Annotated in this window: 16 protein-coding genes and 1 pseudogene; 8 read left to right on the top strand and 9 right to left on the bottom strand. The window is 61.1% G+C overall.

Annotated features, from left to right (window positions below):
• The first annotated feature begins 144 nt into the window (after positions 1-144).
• A complete protein-coding gene (locus OEG82_RS07780; RefSeq protein ID WP_267611861.1) occupies positions 145-591 on the top strand; it encodes a nucleoside deaminase in 447 nt (148 codons plus the stop codon).
• 167 nt (positions 592-758) lie between these two features.
• On the opposite strand, the gene OEG82_RS07775 is transcribed toward OEG82_RS07780, so the two are convergent.
• Together OEG82_RS07775 and ileS are read right to left on the bottom strand one after the other, a co-directional pair.
• Positions 759-1,292, bottom strand: coding sequence for a hypothetical protein (locus tag OEG82_RS07775; protein WP_267611860.1), 534 nt, complete (start codon positions 1,290-1,292; stop codon positions 759-761).
• A gap of 229 nt (positions 1,293-1,521) precedes the next feature.
• A pseudogene (gene ileS / locus OEG82_RS07770) lies at positions 1,522-4,451 on the bottom strand (isoleucine--tRNA ligase).
• Positions 4,452-4,480: 29 nt separating this feature from the next.
• Between ileS and OEG82_RS07765 the strand changes: the two are divergent.
• From OEG82_RS07765 to OEG82_RS07755, 3 genes are read left to right on the top strand one after another with little or no spacing between them, the layout of a single operon-like run.
• A complete protein-coding gene (locus OEG82_RS07765; RefSeq protein WP_267615057.1) occupies positions 4,481-4,879 on the top strand; it encodes a hypothetical protein in 399 nt (132 codons plus the stop codon).
• Positions 4,831-5,319, top strand: coding sequence for an MbcA/ParS/Xre antitoxin family protein (locus OEG82_RS07760; protein ID WP_267611859.1), 489 nt, complete (start codon positions 4,831-4,833; stop codon positions 5,317-5,319). The genes OEG82_RS07765 and OEG82_RS07760 overlap by 49 nt, the downstream gene beginning before the upstream one ends.
• Positions 5,320-5,321: 2 nt before the next feature.
• Positions 5,322-5,756, top strand: coding sequence for an RES family NAD+ phosphorylase (locus OEG82_RS07755; protein ID WP_267611858.1), 435 nt, complete (start codon positions 5,322-5,324; stop codon positions 5,754-5,756).
• Between the two features lie 22 nt (positions 5,757-5,778).
• Here OEG82_RS07755 and OEG82_RS07750 read toward each other — a convergent pair whose 3' ends face one another.
• Genes OEG82_RS07750 through OEG82_RS07735 form a run of 4 tightly spaced genes read right to left on the bottom strand, consistent with a single transcriptional unit; the run spans position 5,779 to position 9,098 of the window.
• On the bottom strand, positions 5,779-6,522 hold the full coding sequence (locus OEG82_RS07750) for an SDR family NAD(P)-dependent oxidoreductase (protein WP_267611857.1): 744 nt from the start codon (positions 6,520-6,522) through the stop codon (positions 5,779-5,781).
• Positions 6,522-7,241 carry an SDR family NAD(P)-dependent oxidoreductase gene (locus OEG82_RS07745; protein WP_267611856.1) on the bottom strand — a complete coding sequence of 240 codons (720 nt, stop codon included), beginning with the start codon at positions 7,239-7,241 and terminating at the stop codon, positions 6,522-6,524. The genes OEG82_RS07750 and OEG82_RS07745 overlap by 1 nt, the downstream gene beginning before the upstream one ends.
• A complete protein-coding gene (locus OEG82_RS07740) occupies positions 7,238-8,233 on the bottom strand; it encodes a bifunctional riboflavin kinase/FAD synthetase (protein ID WP_425497634.1) in 996 nt (331 codons plus the stop codon). The genes OEG82_RS07745 and OEG82_RS07740 overlap by 4 nt, the downstream gene beginning before the upstream one ends.
• A gap of 16 nt (positions 8,234-8,249) precedes the next feature.
• Positions 8,250-9,098, bottom strand: a complete 849-nt coding sequence (locus OEG82_RS07735; protein WP_267611854.1) for a TIGR01459 family HAD-type hydrolase — start codon at positions 9,096-9,098, stop codon at positions 8,250-8,252.
• Between the two features lie 247 nt (positions 9,099-9,345).
• On the opposite strand from OEG82_RS07735, the gene groES reads away from it, so the two are divergent.
• From groES to OEG82_RS07715, 4 genes are all read left to right on the top strand, one after another.
• Entirely contained in the window at positions 9,346-9,642 is a 297-nt protein-coding gene (gene groES / locus OEG82_RS07730) for a co-chaperone GroES (protein ID WP_267611853.1), read from the top strand.
• Positions 9,643-9,711: 69 nt separating this feature from the next.
• A complete protein-coding gene (gene groL, locus OEG82_RS07725; protein ID WP_267611852.1) occupies positions 9,712-11,364 on the top strand; it encodes a chaperonin GroEL in 1,653 nt (550 codons plus the stop codon).
• A gap of 489 nt (positions 11,365-11,853) precedes the next feature.
• Entirely contained in the window at positions 11,854-12,297 is a 444-nt protein-coding gene (locus OEG82_RS07720) for a hypothetical protein (RefSeq protein WP_267611851.1), read from the top strand.
• 183 nt (positions 12,298-12,480) lie between these two features.
• Entirely contained in the window at positions 12,481-12,870 is a 390-nt protein-coding gene (locus tag OEG82_RS07715; RefSeq protein WP_267611850.1) for a DoxX family protein, read from the top strand.
• Positions 12,871-12,933: 63 nt separating this feature from the next.
• On the opposite strand, the gene OEG82_RS07710 is transcribed toward OEG82_RS07715, so the two are convergent.
• The 3 genes from OEG82_RS07710 to OEG82_RS07700 all read right to left on the bottom strand — a co-directional run bounded on the left by OEG82_RS07710 (position 12,934) and on the right by OEG82_RS07700 (position 15,332).
• Positions 12,934-13,251 carry a hypothetical protein gene (locus OEG82_RS07710; RefSeq protein ID WP_267611849.1) on the bottom strand — a complete coding sequence of 106 codons (318 nt, stop codon included), beginning with the start codon at positions 13,249-13,251 and terminating at the stop codon, positions 12,934-12,936.
• A 270-nt stretch (positions 13,252-13,521) separates the two neighbouring features.
• On the bottom strand, positions 13,522-14,220 hold the full coding sequence (gene hisG, locus OEG82_RS07705) for an ATP phosphoribosyltransferase (RefSeq protein WP_267611848.1): 699 nt from the start codon (positions 14,218-14,220) through the stop codon (positions 13,522-13,524).
• Positions 14,217-15,332, bottom strand: a complete 1,116-nt coding sequence (locus OEG82_RS07700) for an ATP phosphoribosyltransferase regulatory subunit (RefSeq protein WP_267611847.1) — start codon at positions 15,330-15,332, stop codon at positions 14,217-14,219. The genes hisG and OEG82_RS07700 overlap by 4 nt, the downstream gene beginning before the upstream one ends.
• Positions 15,333-15,347: the final 15 nt, after the last annotated feature.

The following is a 15,347-nucleotide window of genomic DNA, read 5'->3' as shown; positions in this document are numbered from 1 at the left end:
GACGCGTCAAGGTCGCTGTACCATATTTGATGTCCGCATAGACCTGACTTCAAATCAGTTTTGATTAAAAAGAGGATGCGCTTGAAACGCTGTCTATCAGGTTGGGCGGGCGGGGTTAAGGGTTTTCATGGGTTCGGATGCTTGATGGTTAGCAAGGGTTACATGGACTTGGCGCTCGACGAGGCGCGGGCAGCCGCTGAGCGCGGCGAGGTGCCGGTGGGCGCCGTGATCGTGCGCGACGGCGTGGTTGTCGCGCGCGCGGGCAATCGCACGCGTGAACTCAATGACGTGACCGCCCATGCCGAGGTGCTGGCCATCCGCCAGGCGGCCGACAGCCTGGGAAGCGAGCGGCTCACCGGTGCCGACCTGTATGTCACGCTTGAGCCGTGCACCATGTGCGCGGCTGCGATTTCATTTGCGCGGTTGCGGCGGCTGTATTTCGGCGCTGAGGACGAAAAAGGCGGCGCTGTGACCAGCGGCGTTCGGTTCTTCAACCAGCCGACCTGCCATCACAACCCTGATGTCTATCCGGGCATGGCATCCAGTGACGCCATGCATCTGCTCAAGCATTTCTTCAAGGACCGCCGTTAGCGTCATCCATGGCCGGGTCAACCGCTTTCGATCAGACGGTTACCAGGGCCACCAGGATCGCTTGCCGGTGCCTTCCTTCTTGGCCTCGGCAATCCGCCGGCGCTCCTTGACGCGCTCCGGCTCGCCGAGTTCGCCCACCGGTGCGGTGGCTGCCGGCTGGCGATAGGTCAGCGGCGGATCGGACAGGAAGCGGCGGCGGTCTGAATAGGCGCCTTGCTGGATCTTCCGTGCTTCCTGGAAAGACTGGCGCTGTTTTGCCAGGCTGAGCGTTTCCTGCGGTGTCGGCGGACCATCTGCGGCGCCGCCGCCGACCGGACCTCTGGTTGAGCCGGATGACGCCACCCGCTTGGCCAGGGGGAATTGTAATTCGGACCGGCGGAATCGGCTTCCGCGATCAGCCGCTTGCGGGTTTCCTCCGGCGACTCCACCCATGCGGGATTGTTCTCGGCCACATTTTGCTGCGGAGCAGGAAGGCTGGCGGTGTTGGCCGGCTTCACAATGGCCGGGCGCGGCTTGTACTCGATCCCGCTTCCCTTGTTGGTCTTGCCGATCGACGCGATGTTGCCGAGGTCGTCCAACAGCTGGGCTGTCGAGGTCTTGTCAGTGCCATAAGTCGGGCCGAGACAACCCGACACCGTCAGGCTGGCGGCAATGAGTGCGCCTATGGTCACGCAGGCGCGATACTCTGTCTTCATTGTCATGCGCGGGGTCCCGTCTCAGACAGTCACTTGGAATTCAAACTGCTTGTCGTCGCACAATCCGGCCATTTTCAGGCAGGTTGGACGTATTCAGCCAGCGTTTTATCGGATCGTTGCAGCAAGGGCAATTGATCCGGAGAATTTTGCCCCGGATCAATTGAGCGCCTCGCGATTCGCAGGACTTTCCCTGCATTTTTGCCGGGACCGGAAGACTGCGGATCCTGGCACATGTCTAAAGCCTGCCCAGTGCCTTGAGCTCCTGCAGGGCTGCGGCATCCCGGGCGGAGACATCGGGAAAGTCCGGATCGGAGCCGACATCATCGGTGATGCGCCATGAACGGGCGCATTTCACGCCCTCGGCAAGCGCAGGCACAACGGCCACGGCGCTGACCTCATCCATGCGGAACGCCGATTCCGGCCCCGCAACCGTCTCGATTTTGACACCGGAGGTGATGCAGATCTCGGCGAAATCGACGGTGCCGATTGCCTCGACCAGCGCGGGATCGGTGATGTAGACCACGGGCGCGGCCTCCAGCGACGAACCAATGCGCTTTTCGCGGCGCTCGATCTCGAGCGCGCCGGTGACGACACGCCGCACGGTGCGGATCTTCTTCCACTTGGCGGCAAGCGCCTCGTCGCGCCATTCGGCCGGAACGTCGCGGAACTGTTCGAGGTGAACCGACTCGGCGTCCGGATTCTTGGAGAGCCAGGCCTCTTCCATGGTGAAGGGCAGCATCGGCGCCAGCCAGGTCACCAGGCAGTCGAAGATGGTGCGGATCACCTGCAGCGAAGCCTTGCGGCGCGTGCTCGACGGTGCATCGCAGTACAGCGCGTCCTTGCGGATGTCGAAATAGAAGGCCGAGAGCTCGATATTGGCGAAATCCGTCAGAGCACGGGAGATCCGCTTGAAATCGAAATTGTCGTAGCCGGTGCGTACCAGCACATCCAGCTCGGCAAGCCGGTGCAGCATCAGCCGCTCCAGTTCCGGCATCTCCGAATGCGCAATCACGTCGCCGGCGTCATGGGACAGGGTGCCCAGCATCCAGCGGATGGAATTGCGCAGCTTGCGATAGGCATCGATATTGGTCTGGATCACCGTCTTGCCGAGGCGCTGGTCCTCCCAATAGTCGGTGTTCATCACCCACAGGCGCAGGATATCAGCGCCGGACTTGTTCATGACGTCCTGCGGGAACACCTGATTGTTGAGCGACTTCGACATCTTGCGACCATCCTCGGCCATGGTGAAGCCATGGGTGATGACGGCATCGTAGGGCGCACGGCCGCGGGTGGCGCAGCTTTCAAGCAGCGAGGAATGGAACCAGCCGCGGTGCTGGTCCGAGCCTTCAAGATAGACATCGGCCGGCCATTTGAGATCCGGGCGGTCTTCCAGCGTGAAGACATGGGTGCAGCCCGAATCGAACCAGACATCGAGAATGTCGGTGACCTGGAGCCATTTCGGATCGCTTGCGAGATTGCCAAGGAAGCGCGCGCGGGCGCCTTCGGCAAACCACGCATCCGCGCCCTCTTCTTCGAAGGCCTCGAGGATGCGTGCATTGACCGCATCATCATCAAGCACATTGCCGTCGACATCGGCGAAGACGCAGATCGGCACGCCCCAGGCGCGCTGGCGCGACAGCACCCAGTCGGGCCGGTCCTCGATCATGCCGCGAAGCCGGTTCTGGCCAGCGGCGGGAACGAAACGGGTGTCCTCGATGCCCTTCAGCGCGCGCGAGCGCAGCGTGGTGCCGTCGCCGAAATCCTTGTCCATATAGACAAACCATTGCGGCGTGTTGCGGAAGATGATCGGCTTCTTCGAGCGCCAGGAATGCGGGTAATCGTGCTTGAGACGACCACGGGCAAACAGGTTGCCTGTATTGATCAGGGCGGTGATCACCGACTGGTTGGCGTCGCCCTTCTTGCCCTTGTCGTCGATCACCCGCGCCGGTCCGCCTTCGCGGTCAGGGCCGAGACCGGGAACATCCTTAGTGTAGAAGCCGGCGTCATCGACGGTGAAGGGAATGGCCGAGGAGATGCCGCGCGCCTCGATGTCCCGCGCCGCATCCATCCAGGCTTCAAAGTCTTCGCGGCCATGGCCGGGGGCGGTGTGGACGAAGCCGGTACCGGCATCATCGGTGACATGATCGCCGGCGATCAGCGGAACCTGGAATTCGTAGCCGCCGCCGAACCCCTTGAGCGGGTGGGCGCAGACCATGCCCTCGAGATCGCCGGCCTTGACATCGGACAGGCGCTTGAATTCGAGCTTGGCCTTGGTGAAGCATTCTTCAGCCAGTGCATCGGCGAAGATCAGCCTCTCGCCAACTTGCGGACCGAAATCATTCTCTGCCGCCGTGACCTCGTAGAGGCCATAATTGATACGGGGGAGAACGAGACAGCGCGATTGCCCGGGATGGTCCATGGCGTGGTGGTCCAGATCACGACGGAGGCGTCAGCCAGATCGCTCGAACCACCGGCCACCGGAAACTTCACCCAGATCGTGTCACTCTCGACCACCTGATACTCGACCTCGGCCTCGGCCAGGGCCGTGCGCTCAACCACCGACCACATGATCGGCTTGGAGCCGCGATAGAGCTGGCCGGATTTGGCGATCTTGAGCAATTCGCCGGCGATGCGGGCCTCGGATTTGAAATCCATGGTCTTGTAGGGTTTGTCGAAATCGCCCTCGATGCCGAGGCGCTTGAACTCTTCCGACTGGACATCGACCCAGTGCTGGGCCCAGTTGCGGCACTCCTTGCGGAATTCCAGCATTGCCGCCGGGTCTTTCAGATCAGGCTTTTCCTTGCCCTTGGAACGATAGTTCTCTTCCTCAATTTTCCATTCGATCGGCAGGCCATGGCAGTCCCAGCCCGGCACATAATTGGAATCGTACCCGCGCATCTGGAACGAACGGGTGATCACGTCTTTCAGGATCTTGTTGAGCGCATGGCCGATATGGATGTTGCCATTGGCATAGGGCGGACCGTCATGCAGCACATATTTGGGGCGGCCGGCGGCGTCCTCGCGCAGCTTGTCATACAGCCGCATCTCCTGCCAGCGGGCCACGAGTTCGGGCTCCATCTTGGGCAGGCCGCCGCGCATCGGGAACTCGGTTTCGGGCAGGTTGAGCGTCTTGGAGTAATCAAGCGTGTCGTTGGTGTCGGTCATGGTGTCGCAATCTTATGGGGCGATGGCCCGTGGCAGTGAAAATGTCGGATTCGTCGGAAAACAGGGGCGCAGAACTCACGCCGACTTGCCCGGTCTCCAGCGAGCGGTTCGCTCAGCAGGAAACCGGGACCATAATTCGTATCGGCGGCGAGCCTATGATCGGGACAACCGTGGTCATGGCAGGGCTTTTATCAAGCTCTGCAATCTCAGGGAAGCGTAAAGTGCGACCTTGTGAATTCCCGCAGGTGTGCATATTTTTGTTCGCAACTGATGAGGTCAAAATGACTCAAGGCAATAAAAAAACGACCCAAGGCACTGAGCACGTGTCGCGAGGCCCAAGTATTGGCAAAAAAAGAAAAAAGATGCGGCTAAGCGTACATTGTCATTCCCCGAGCCCATACGAAGAAATTTTTCTGATCAACGAATAAATAATCTACACACTCGCAAGTCCGATATCACAGTCAGTCCGAATATCTTTTTTGATGTCGCTGATAGCACTGTACTTCGGAATGAAAACACCGGCCAAAATCAGGTCCTAACCAAAGCCTATGCTATAAAATCACTAAGAATTTTCGGATATAGCCAACCGGAAATCTTCAAGCTGATTTTATCAAAACTCCCTTTAACGCGGAGTGAGCAGCATAATATGCGGTTAAAAGAGACCGAGGCAGAGCGGGCTTTCCGTTTACTGCGAATTCATCGGCAAGCAGTGCGCGTATTCGGCTCGGAGGAGAACACCAAACGATGGCTACGAAAGCCCTGTCGTGCGCTCGACGGTGCCATACCGCTCGATCTGCTGGCCTCTGAAACCGGCGCGCATATTGTCGAATCCGAACTGCACGCGATTGATCACGGCATGTTTGCCTGAGCATGCGGATCTGGCGGATATCGAATTACTCAGACCTGTCCGGCACAGGCGGCACCTATGTTGCCGGACGCTGGAATCATCTGGGCCGGCGCATCATCTATTGTGCCGAGCATCCGGCGCTGGCGATGCTGGAATTGCTGGTGCATTTCGACCCGGAAGACCTGCCGGAAACCTATCAACTGCTGGAAATCGACCTGCCCGACACGCTCGGCGTTGAGGTGGTCAGTGTCCCGGACAACTGGGAAGACGATCCGGCGATTTCACGCGATGCGTTTGAAGCCTTTTGCGATCGGGGCGATGCGCCGGTGGTGAGCGTGCCCAGCATTATCATGCCGCATTGCCGGAATTTCCTGATTAATCCGCTGCACGCGGACCATTCGCAACTGTCAGTGGTTTCGTTGGAAACACATGTACTCGACCCGCGCTTCTTGACGTGATCCCCGGATTCGCAAACCGCCGCTATTCCAGCCGATCATAGATCAAACGCCGCATCAGTGCCGTGACGGGCTTGGGGAGCACCCGGCCGATAAAGGCGATGCTGCGGTTTGGAAAGCCAGGGATCGACTTCGTCCTGCCCGAAAGCGCATCCGTCAGAATCAGGCTCGCGGCCAGGTCCGGATTCATGCGCTTGCTGGCGTCGGCACCTTTCGGCGCGTGGCGTTCGGCATGGCCGGTGCGCAAGGGGCCGGGAAAGGCCACCGTGATGCTGACGCCGCGCGATCTCGCAAATTTGCGCATGCTCCTGGCATAGATCGCCAACGCATCCTTGGAGGCGGCATAGCTGGCCGCCCCCGGATAGCCGGTGAAATGCGACAGCGAGGAAACGAAGACGATTCCCGCGCCCTGGGAAAAGGCACTGGCCTCGAACAGGCGTGCCGCAATCACCATCGGCGCCTCGGCGTTGATCCTGAGCAGATCCGTATGGACATTGGCCGCCACGGTCTCGAACCGGCCGGTAGCGTTGATCCCGGCATTGAGGACAACGAGATCATAGGGACCCGCATCCACAAGGCCCGGCATGGTCCGGTCAAGCTGGTCACGGCTGCTCAGATCACAGTCGACAAAATCGACAGAAACGCCGGAGGCTTGCGGCGGATCGCGATCGAGCACGACCACGTCATAGCCCTCAGCCAGCAGCCGCCCGACGATTGCGGCGCCAAGTCCGGAGCTGCCGCCGGTCACGAGCGCGCGTCTCGACGCCATTAAAGCCGCCTCCCGGTAAAGGCGCCGCCATTGAGATAGCGCACCCAGGACAGGTTGACCGGAGACCGGCGCCCGGCAATCGCCGAGGCCATCATCGCCACCACATCGTCCGGCTCAAGAAACAGGGACCGCATCCGGCCGGGGTCATAACCGGCCTTGTCGTGCATGTCGGTTTTGGTGGCGCCGGGATGAAGAACCTGGACCGAGACCTCGCCTTTCCACTCCGACCGAAGCGCGCGCGCCAGACCGTGCAAGCCGGCCTTGGAGGCGGCATAGGCGGGAATCGTCGCCGAGCCCGACCGGGCAACAGAACCGATCAGGGTCAGGGTTCCCCTTGATTTCTTCAGCAGGGGAAACAGCGCCTGCGCCTGCAGGATCGCCGCCAGCAGATTGACATCAAGGGTCAGGCGAATGGCTTCGGTGCTGTCGAGGCCGTCGGGCGGCGCAATGCCGATGCCGGCATTGAGCACCGCATTGTCGAGACGATCCCAGCCGAATTCGGCAATGCCCGTGACCAGAGCCTGGGCCGAAAGCTGCGGATCGCTCTGGTCGGCAAGGACGTAACCGGCGCCCTGCGGCAGCAAGTCCGCAACATCCTCGCGCGCCTTGCGCCCGGAAAGAAGAAGACTGTGGCGGCGCGACAGTTTCTTGGCCAGCGCCAGGCCCAGCCCGGCATTGCCGCCGGTGATGAGAATGCGGCGCGGCTTGGCGCCGATCATTCGGCGGGCCCGAAGGTCATTGCCCGGTCCAGCGGAGACAGCGGCGTCACCTGCCCCAGCACAGCGCGCGCCTCGGCCTCGTCGATCTTCATCTGCGCCACCAGCTGATCCAGGCCATCGAATTTCTCCTCGCCGCGAAGCCTGGACACGAAGGAGACCGTGCAGGTCTCGCCGTAAAGATCGCCGGAGAAATCAAACAGCACGGTTTCAAGCACCAGGGCCGCGTTGTCATCATCCACGGTCGGACGGCGGCCGAAACTTGCCACGCCATCATGGATGGACCCGTCGGCCCGGCGGTAGCGGACGGCATAGATCCCGGGCAGCAAGGTGGTTTCGGGCGGCAGCGACATGTTCGCGGTCGGGTAGCCCAGCGTGCGGCCCAGTTTCTTGCCGTGAAGCACCTCGGCAGAGACGGCGTAGCGATAGCCGAGCAATCCTGCAGCCTCTTCGACTGCGCCCTGCGCCAGTTTCTCGCGAATGCGGCTCGAGGAGACGACGTCGGCGTTTTCATCCTGGAACTGCTCGACCAGGGTGACGCCAAATCCGTGTCTTTGTCCGGCCTGCATCAGGAAATCCGGATTGCCCTCGCGGCCCTTGCCGAAGTGGAAATCATAGCCGGTGAAGACATGATGAACGCCAAGGCGTTCGCACAGGATATCGACGACGAAATCTTCCGCACTCTGGGCCGAAAATGCCTTGTCGAAAGTCTGTTCCACCACCGCATCAAAGCCGAGATGGCCGAGAATGGCAGCCTTCATCGGCGCCGGCGTCAGGCGGAAGACCGGTTGATCGGGACGGAACACGGTGCGCGGATGCGGCTCGAAGGTCAGCACGACAGCGGATACGCCCGATGCCTGCGCGGCTTCTGTGGCACTGGCCAGCACAGCCTGATGACCGCGGTGAACACCGTCAAAATTGCCGATGGCCACGACCCCGCCCTTCAGTTCGCCGGGAAACCTTTCGGCATCGTCAAACCGTCGTGCCATCGTGATGTTCACCTCGTGCCGCTCACGCCAGCCATTCCATCCAGTAGGCCGGGGCAACCCCTGCACTTTCAAGGAAAGCATTCAGCCGCGCTTCGTCGGTGCTGCGGCCATCAAGATACTGGCGGGCATGAATGCCGCGGGCGATGAAGACGGCATCGAAGCCATTGTCTAGTGCGCCGCGAATATCGGTGGTGACGCCATCACCGATGGCCAGCGTGCGTGCCTGATCGACATTGCCGCGCAGGGCGCGCGCCCGCGCCATGGCTTCAATATAGATGGGCGCATGCGGTTTGCCGGCAATCCGGGTTTCGCCGCCAAGCTCGACGTAAAGGTCAGCCAGCGCGCCGGCGCACGGCACCAGCCGGTCGCCACGTTCGACGACGCGATCGGGATTGGCGCAGATCAGCGGCAGGCCGCGGGCCTGAAATCCGGCCAGCAGGGTCCGGTAGTCCTCGGGGGTTTCGACTTCGTCATTGAGAAGCCCGGTGCACAGCACCGCATCCGCCGCGTCCGGCTCGACCAGGTCGATGTCCAACCCGTCGACCAGCGAGAAATCGCGCTCCGGCCCGAGAAAATGGATCGCGCGCGGTGCTTCCTTGACCAATTGCCGGGTCACGTCGCCGGAGGTGACAATGTCATCCCAGCAGTCCGGATCGACGCCGATGGTGTCAAACTGCCGGATCACACCCTCGGCAGGACGCGGCGAATTGGTGATCAGGATGACGGTCTGGCCACGGGCCCGCGCGGCCTTCAAGGCCTCCACCGACAAAAGAAACGGATTGACGCCGTTATGGATGACACCCCATACATCGCACAGCAGAACGTCCGCGTGCTCGGTCAACTGGTCTAGATCGGTAATCCTGCGTGGCATTGCGGCTGCTTCCTTTTCGGCCCAACGATGTCGCCCAGCTTGCCTCACAATACAAGACCCTGCGGGAAAATTGCCGGGTGGACGCAAAAAACATCCCGCTGGAATGCTCTTCAATATCTTGACTCTTGGTCGCGGCGCTCTTATCTCCGGCTCGCTAGCACTCGACAGAGGTGAGTGCCAGCTTCATCTCCGTGAGGCTCATCTGGAGTCTCAGTTGCTTCTGTCATTCGATCAAGGAATATAGACAATGGCAAAAACCACGTTCCGTCCGCTCCACGACCGCGTTGTCGTTCGTCGTGTCGAGTCTGAAGAAAAAACAAAAGGCGGGATCATCATTCCGGATACCGCCAAGGAAAAGCCGCAGGAAGGCGAAATCATCGCCGTCGGCTCCGGCAATCGTGACGATTCCGGCAAGCTTGTCCCGCTCGACGTCAAGGCTGGCGACCGGGTTCTGTTCGGCAAATGGTCCGGCACCGAAATCAAGCTTGATGGCGAAGACCTTCTGATCATGAAGGAAAGCGACGTCATGGGCGTTCTCGGCTGAGCCGATACCACCCCATACACATCCAATCTGCCTCAACACGATGGGCTTCAGGCCCGGGAGTTAAGTTAAATGGCTGCTAAAGAAGTAAAATTCGGTCGTACCGCCCGCGAAAAAATGCTGCGCGGCGTCGACATTCTGGCTGATGCCGTCAAGGTAACGCTGGGCCCCAAGGGCCGCAACGTCATCATCGACAAGTCCTTCGGCGCTCCGCGCATCACCAAGGACGGCGTCACCGTCGCCAAGGAAATCGAACTGGAAGACAAGTTCGAGAACATGGGCGCACAGATGGTGCGTGAAGTCGCATCCAAGACCAATGATGTTGCCGGCGACGGCACCACCACTGCAACCGTGCTCGCACAGGCCATCGTCCGCGAAGGCGGCAAGGCTGTTGCTGCCGGCATGAACCCGATGGACCTCAAGCGCGGCATCGACATGGCCGTGACCGAAGTCATCGCGGACCTGCAACGCAAGGCCAAGAAGATCAAGACCTCGGCAGAAGTCGAACAGGTCGGCACGATCTCGGCCAACGGCGAAGCACAGATCGGCAAGGACATTGCCGAAGCCATGCAGAAGGTCGGCAACGAAGGTGTCATCACCGTCGAAGAAGCCAAGACCGCTGAAAGCGAACTCGAAGTCGTCGAAGGCATGCAATTCGACCGCGGCTACCTGTCGCCTTACTTCGTGACCAACCCCGACAAGATGGTTGCAGACCTCGAAGACGTCTACATCCTGCTTCATGAGAAGAAGCTTTCGAACCTCCAGGCCATGCTGCCTGTGCTCGAAGCTGTCGTGCAGACTTCCAAGCCGCTGCTCATCATCTCGGAAGACGTTGAAGGCGAAGCCCTTGCAACGCTGGTCGTCAACAAGCTGCGTGGCGGCCTGAAGATTGCTGCTGTCAAGGCTCCCGGCTTCGGCGATCGCCGCAAGGCAATGCTCGAAGACATCGCCATCCTGACCGGCGGCCAGGTGATTTCCGAAGACATCGGCATCAAGCTCGAAAACGTGACCCTGGAAATGCTGGGCCGCGCCAAGAAGGTTTCGATCACCAAGGAAACCACCACCATCGTTGATGGCGCTGGCAAGAAGACCGAGATCGAAGGCCGGATCACTCAGATCAAGGCTCAGATCGAAGAAACCTCGTCCGACTACGACAAGGAAAAGCTGCAGGAACGCCTGGCCAAGCTGGCCGGTGGCGTTGCCATCATCCGCGTCGGCGGTGCAACTGAAACGGAAGTCAAGGAACGCAAGGACCGCGTCGACGACGCGCTCAACGCAACCCGCGCCGCCGTTCAGGAAGGCATCGTTGCAGGCGGCGGTACCGCACTGCTGCGCTCGTCCGTGAAGATCACCGCCAAGGGTGCCAATCAGGACCAGGAAGCCGGCATCAACATCGTTCGCCGCGCACTGCAGGCCCTGGTTCGCCAGATTGCCACCAACGCAGGCGACGAAGCTTCGATCGTTGTTGGCAAGATCCTCGAGAAGGACGAAGAAAACTGGGGTTACAACGCCCAGTCGTCCGAATATGGCGACATGATTGCCATGGGCATCGTCGACCCGGTCAAGGTTGTCCGCACGGCTCTGCAGAACGCAGCTTCGGTTGCTTCGCTGCTGATCACCACCGAAGCCATGATAGCCGAAATCCCGAAGAAGGATTCCGGTGCAGGCGCCGGTGGCGGCATGCCTGACATGGGCGGAATGGGCGGCATGGGCGGCATGATGTAACAAGGCTTCTGCCTTGTTGCTGCTGACTAGGACGTTCGCCCTGCACACCAACGCTTCAGGCCGCTTGTCGGCCTGAGCAAGGTGCAGGGCCAGTCCCCCGCCGGGCGACCATGGTCGTACGGCACTCATTGAAGGCGGTCTTTTGACCGCCTTTTTTGTTGTCCCGGACACGAATAAAGATTGCGGTGGACCGGGGCGGCATTTGATGCATAAAATACTCAGCGGAACAGGGTTAATGAATTTGCCATTAACTCAAAATAGAGGATAGGTTTGATTAATTGGCTTATTGAATCTAAGTGTTAGATCGCGAAAGCCTGCGGCCGCATGACGTCCAGATGATGTGGCATGCCAATCAACGGACAGTTCCGGACCTCGCATTACCGGTCAGATCGGCTGGAGTTGTATTAAGAGCTGAGTTGCACACCAGCCGCACCCGGGCAGAGACAGAATTGCAGAAGCACGAATTCATCACCTACGCCGAGGCCGACATTGTTTAAAATCGCAAAAGCGGACAGCATAGCAGGGTTCGGTACGCAGCCGCAGGGCTTCGTCGCACCGGACCAGGACATACTCTCGCAATATTGCCAGATCGAAAGCTGGACGGCCGATCTTTCCACGGGCGTGTTTCACCTCGGCCCCGCCGCCCGGCTTCATCACGGCCTGTCCGGCGACGGCGATTTCGGCCTGTTCAATCTGATGCAGTGCTATGATTCCCAGTACCGGCAACATGTGCTGGAACTCTACGAGGTGGCCGCCATGAGCCCCTCCTCCTTCTGCTTTTCCACCACGATCGTTCATGAAGACGGCAGCCAGGTTCCGGTGATGTGCATCGGCGAGTCCTCGAATTTCTCCGAAGACGGCGGTGGCGCCATCAATGGTGTCTTTGTCTTTCCGACATTCAAGCTGAACAAGGCGCAGCCTTACACCCAGTAAGCGCGCCGCGCATGCGTCTTCCGCGACGGTCGCTTCGACCTGCCGCCGTCCCAAACAATCTTTCGTGCATGGCCGACGACGCCACCGGTATCAATTAGTGAACAATTTGTTCATAATTGTTCAGCTTTTGATTGTGGTCTAAAACGGATATGGAACCGGTCATATCGAAATCAGGAAAATCCCATGTCAACCAATCTCATCCTCCTCATCGCCCGCATCCTGCTCAGCATCATGTTCATCATGGCAGGCTTCGGCAAGCTCGGCGCCATTGAAGGCACCACCGGTTACATCGCCAGCCTCGGCCTGCCGCTTCCAGGCATCACGGTGTGGCTGACCATCGCGCTCGAAATCCTCGGCGGCATTGCCATTCTGGTCGGCTTCTTCACCCGCTATACCGCATGGGCGCTGGCCGCATTTTGCGTGGTCACGGGCTTTCTCGCCCACTACCAGCCCGCTGACCAGATGCAGATGATCATCTTCATGAAGAACATTGCCGTTGCCGGCGGCTTCCTGGCGCTGTCGGTTTCCGGCGCCGGCGGCTGGTCGGTCGACGCTCGCCGCAACGTGGCCTGAGCTCACTCAGAGCCGGTCATCTGAACCATCCGAAGCCCGGCGTGTCACCACGCCGGGCTTTGTCTATTCCGGTTGACCATGATCGGTGAAATGCCCGGCCGGAAAGCGGCCGACCAGCTTGCGGATGCCCCAGAAGGCAATGATGGCGAAGCCGACGATCACCAGCACCTCGACCGTGCGGGATGCGATGTAGGATTCACCACCGAACACCATCGCCAGAAAACCGATCAACAGCCCGCCCGTCACCAGCACCGACAGCAGCGCCGGGGCGATCTCGCCGCGCAACACCGCCGCATCGGGACGGCTGGCAGCCAGCCGCGCCAGAACCGCCAGCAAGAGCATCGACGCCAGAAATACCACTGCACCAAACGAAAATTCCATGGGAACCCCCACACTCCAAAACCATCCCGAAGCCTGGGACGAGGCGGAACCGGTGGACCAACGGCTTTGTGGTTGGCGGAGCCAGACGCCCGGATCAGGCTTGAGCGATCAGGACGAGGACGCGTGCAGGCCGGGTCTGTCCCGGATCCACACATTCTGGCGCAGATTGCCAAAAATGCAAGATCCCGGACGATCACCGGCCGGCTCTATAAGATGGGTGAGCGCCCGAAGCCGGGTGCGCGGCATCGGCCACCTTGCCCGGCACCGGCTTCAGGCAGCGGCGCCGCGAACCGCCTCGAGAATTGCCGCCATGCGCGGATCCTTATCATGTCCGGGCTTGCGGGCGCGGACCAGGCAGGCTTCGGATTTCAGGATCACGCCGTCGGAGAGGACGCGCAAATGATTGGCGGTCAGGGTCGATCCGGTGGAAGTGATATCGACGATGATATCCGCCGTGCCCGCAGCCGGGGCGCCTTCGGTGGCGCCGAGGCTTTCGACGATGCGGTAGAGCTGAATGCCGTGACGGGTGGAGAAGAAGCTCTGTGTCAGCCGCCAGTATTTGGTGGCAATCGCCAGCCGCCGGCCATGGCGGGCGCGGAAATCCGCAGCCACATCGCCAAGATCGGCCATGGTGTCGACGTCCTTCCAGATGTCGGGGACCGCAACCACCACATCGGCCTGGCCGAAGCCGAGCCGGGCGGTGATCTCGACGCGTTCGTCGGCGCGGGCGAGGCTCTCGCGCACCAGATCTTCGCCGGTGACGCCGAGATCAACCGTGCCTACGCCCAGTTCGCGGGCGATCTCGGAGGCTGACAGGAACGCCACCTCGACGCCGTCGATCCCTTCGACACGGCCCCGGTAGCTGCGGTCATTGCCGATCGCCGAGATGGAAAGCCCGGCGCGGTCGAAGACCGCCATGGCATCGTCTTTCATCCGGCCCTTGGAGGGCAGCGCGATGGTCAGGGTCATGGCTGCGCCCTCACGGCTTCAATGCGGTCGAGCCAGAGCGAAAAGCCCACGGCGGGGATCGGGGCTTGCGCGCCGAGCAGCGTCATCAGCCGGTCGTACCGGCCGCCACCGGCCAGGGCACCGCCCTCGCCTGCCGAAATCTCGAAGACCAGGCCGGTGTAATAATCCAGCGGACGGCCGAAGGCTGCGCGCCAGCGCATGACGGACAGATCCTCGCCACGATCGGAAAGCGCCGCAAGGCGGGCTTCGAATTGCTTGCGGGCCGCGCCGATATCGAGCCCGGCATGATCGGCAAATTCTGCGAGCACCTGGCCGGCGCGATCAAGTGGCACATCCAGCGCAAGAAAGGTCTTCAGCGCGTCCAGCGATGCGGGCGGCAACCGTGTGGCATCGAGCGATTGCTTGTCCATCAGCCGGGCGGTGATTTCGGCCGGCGAGCGGCTGGCATTGGTCGAATAGCCGGTGTCCTGCATGACGCCTTCTATATAGGCTTCAAGCCCGGCGGCGTCGCCCACGGCCAGAAATCCCGCGACCGAGGGATCGGGCGCAATGGAGGCGTCGGGGCCGGCCAGTCGCGCGATCATGGCGTCGAGGGCGGCTTCATTGCCAAAGGCGTGGATCAGCCGTTTCTGCCAGCCGGAAGGAAGCCCCAGACCGGCGACGACCGCTTCAAACACCGACTGGTCGCCCAGCAGGATGACCAGTTCCCGACGTGGCGCAAATTGCGCGATCAGGGCGCGGGCTTCGGACAGGGCGCGCGCATCGGCGCGGGCCTCATCGGCTTCGCCCAGATCCTCGACGCCGGCCTGGTAGAACTCGTTGCCGCCCTCGCGGCGCTGGCGGAACACCTGGCCCAGATAGGAATAGCGGCGCGGGGTGGCGACATTCTCGGCAATATGGGCGCGGCAGACCGGGATGGTGAATTCGGGCCGGAGGCAGAGGCTTTCGCCGGTCTCGGATTCGGTGAGGAAGATGCGGCGGCGCAGATCCTCGCCGGCCATGTCGAGAAAGGGTTCGGCCGGCTGGATCACCGGAATGTCGGCGCGCGGCGCCTGCAGCGCATCGAGCGCGCGGGCAAGATCAGCGGCGAAAACGGGAGCTCCTAATTGCATCGCAGCCTCTCCCCA

The sequence above is a fragment of the Hoeflea ulvae genome (assembly GCF_026619435.1).
Lineage (GTDB): Bacteria > Pseudomonadota > Alphaproteobacteria > Rhizobiales > Rhizobiaceae > Hoeflea > Hoeflea ulvae.
This window is presented reverse-complemented; position numbering and strand designations above follow the sequence as displayed.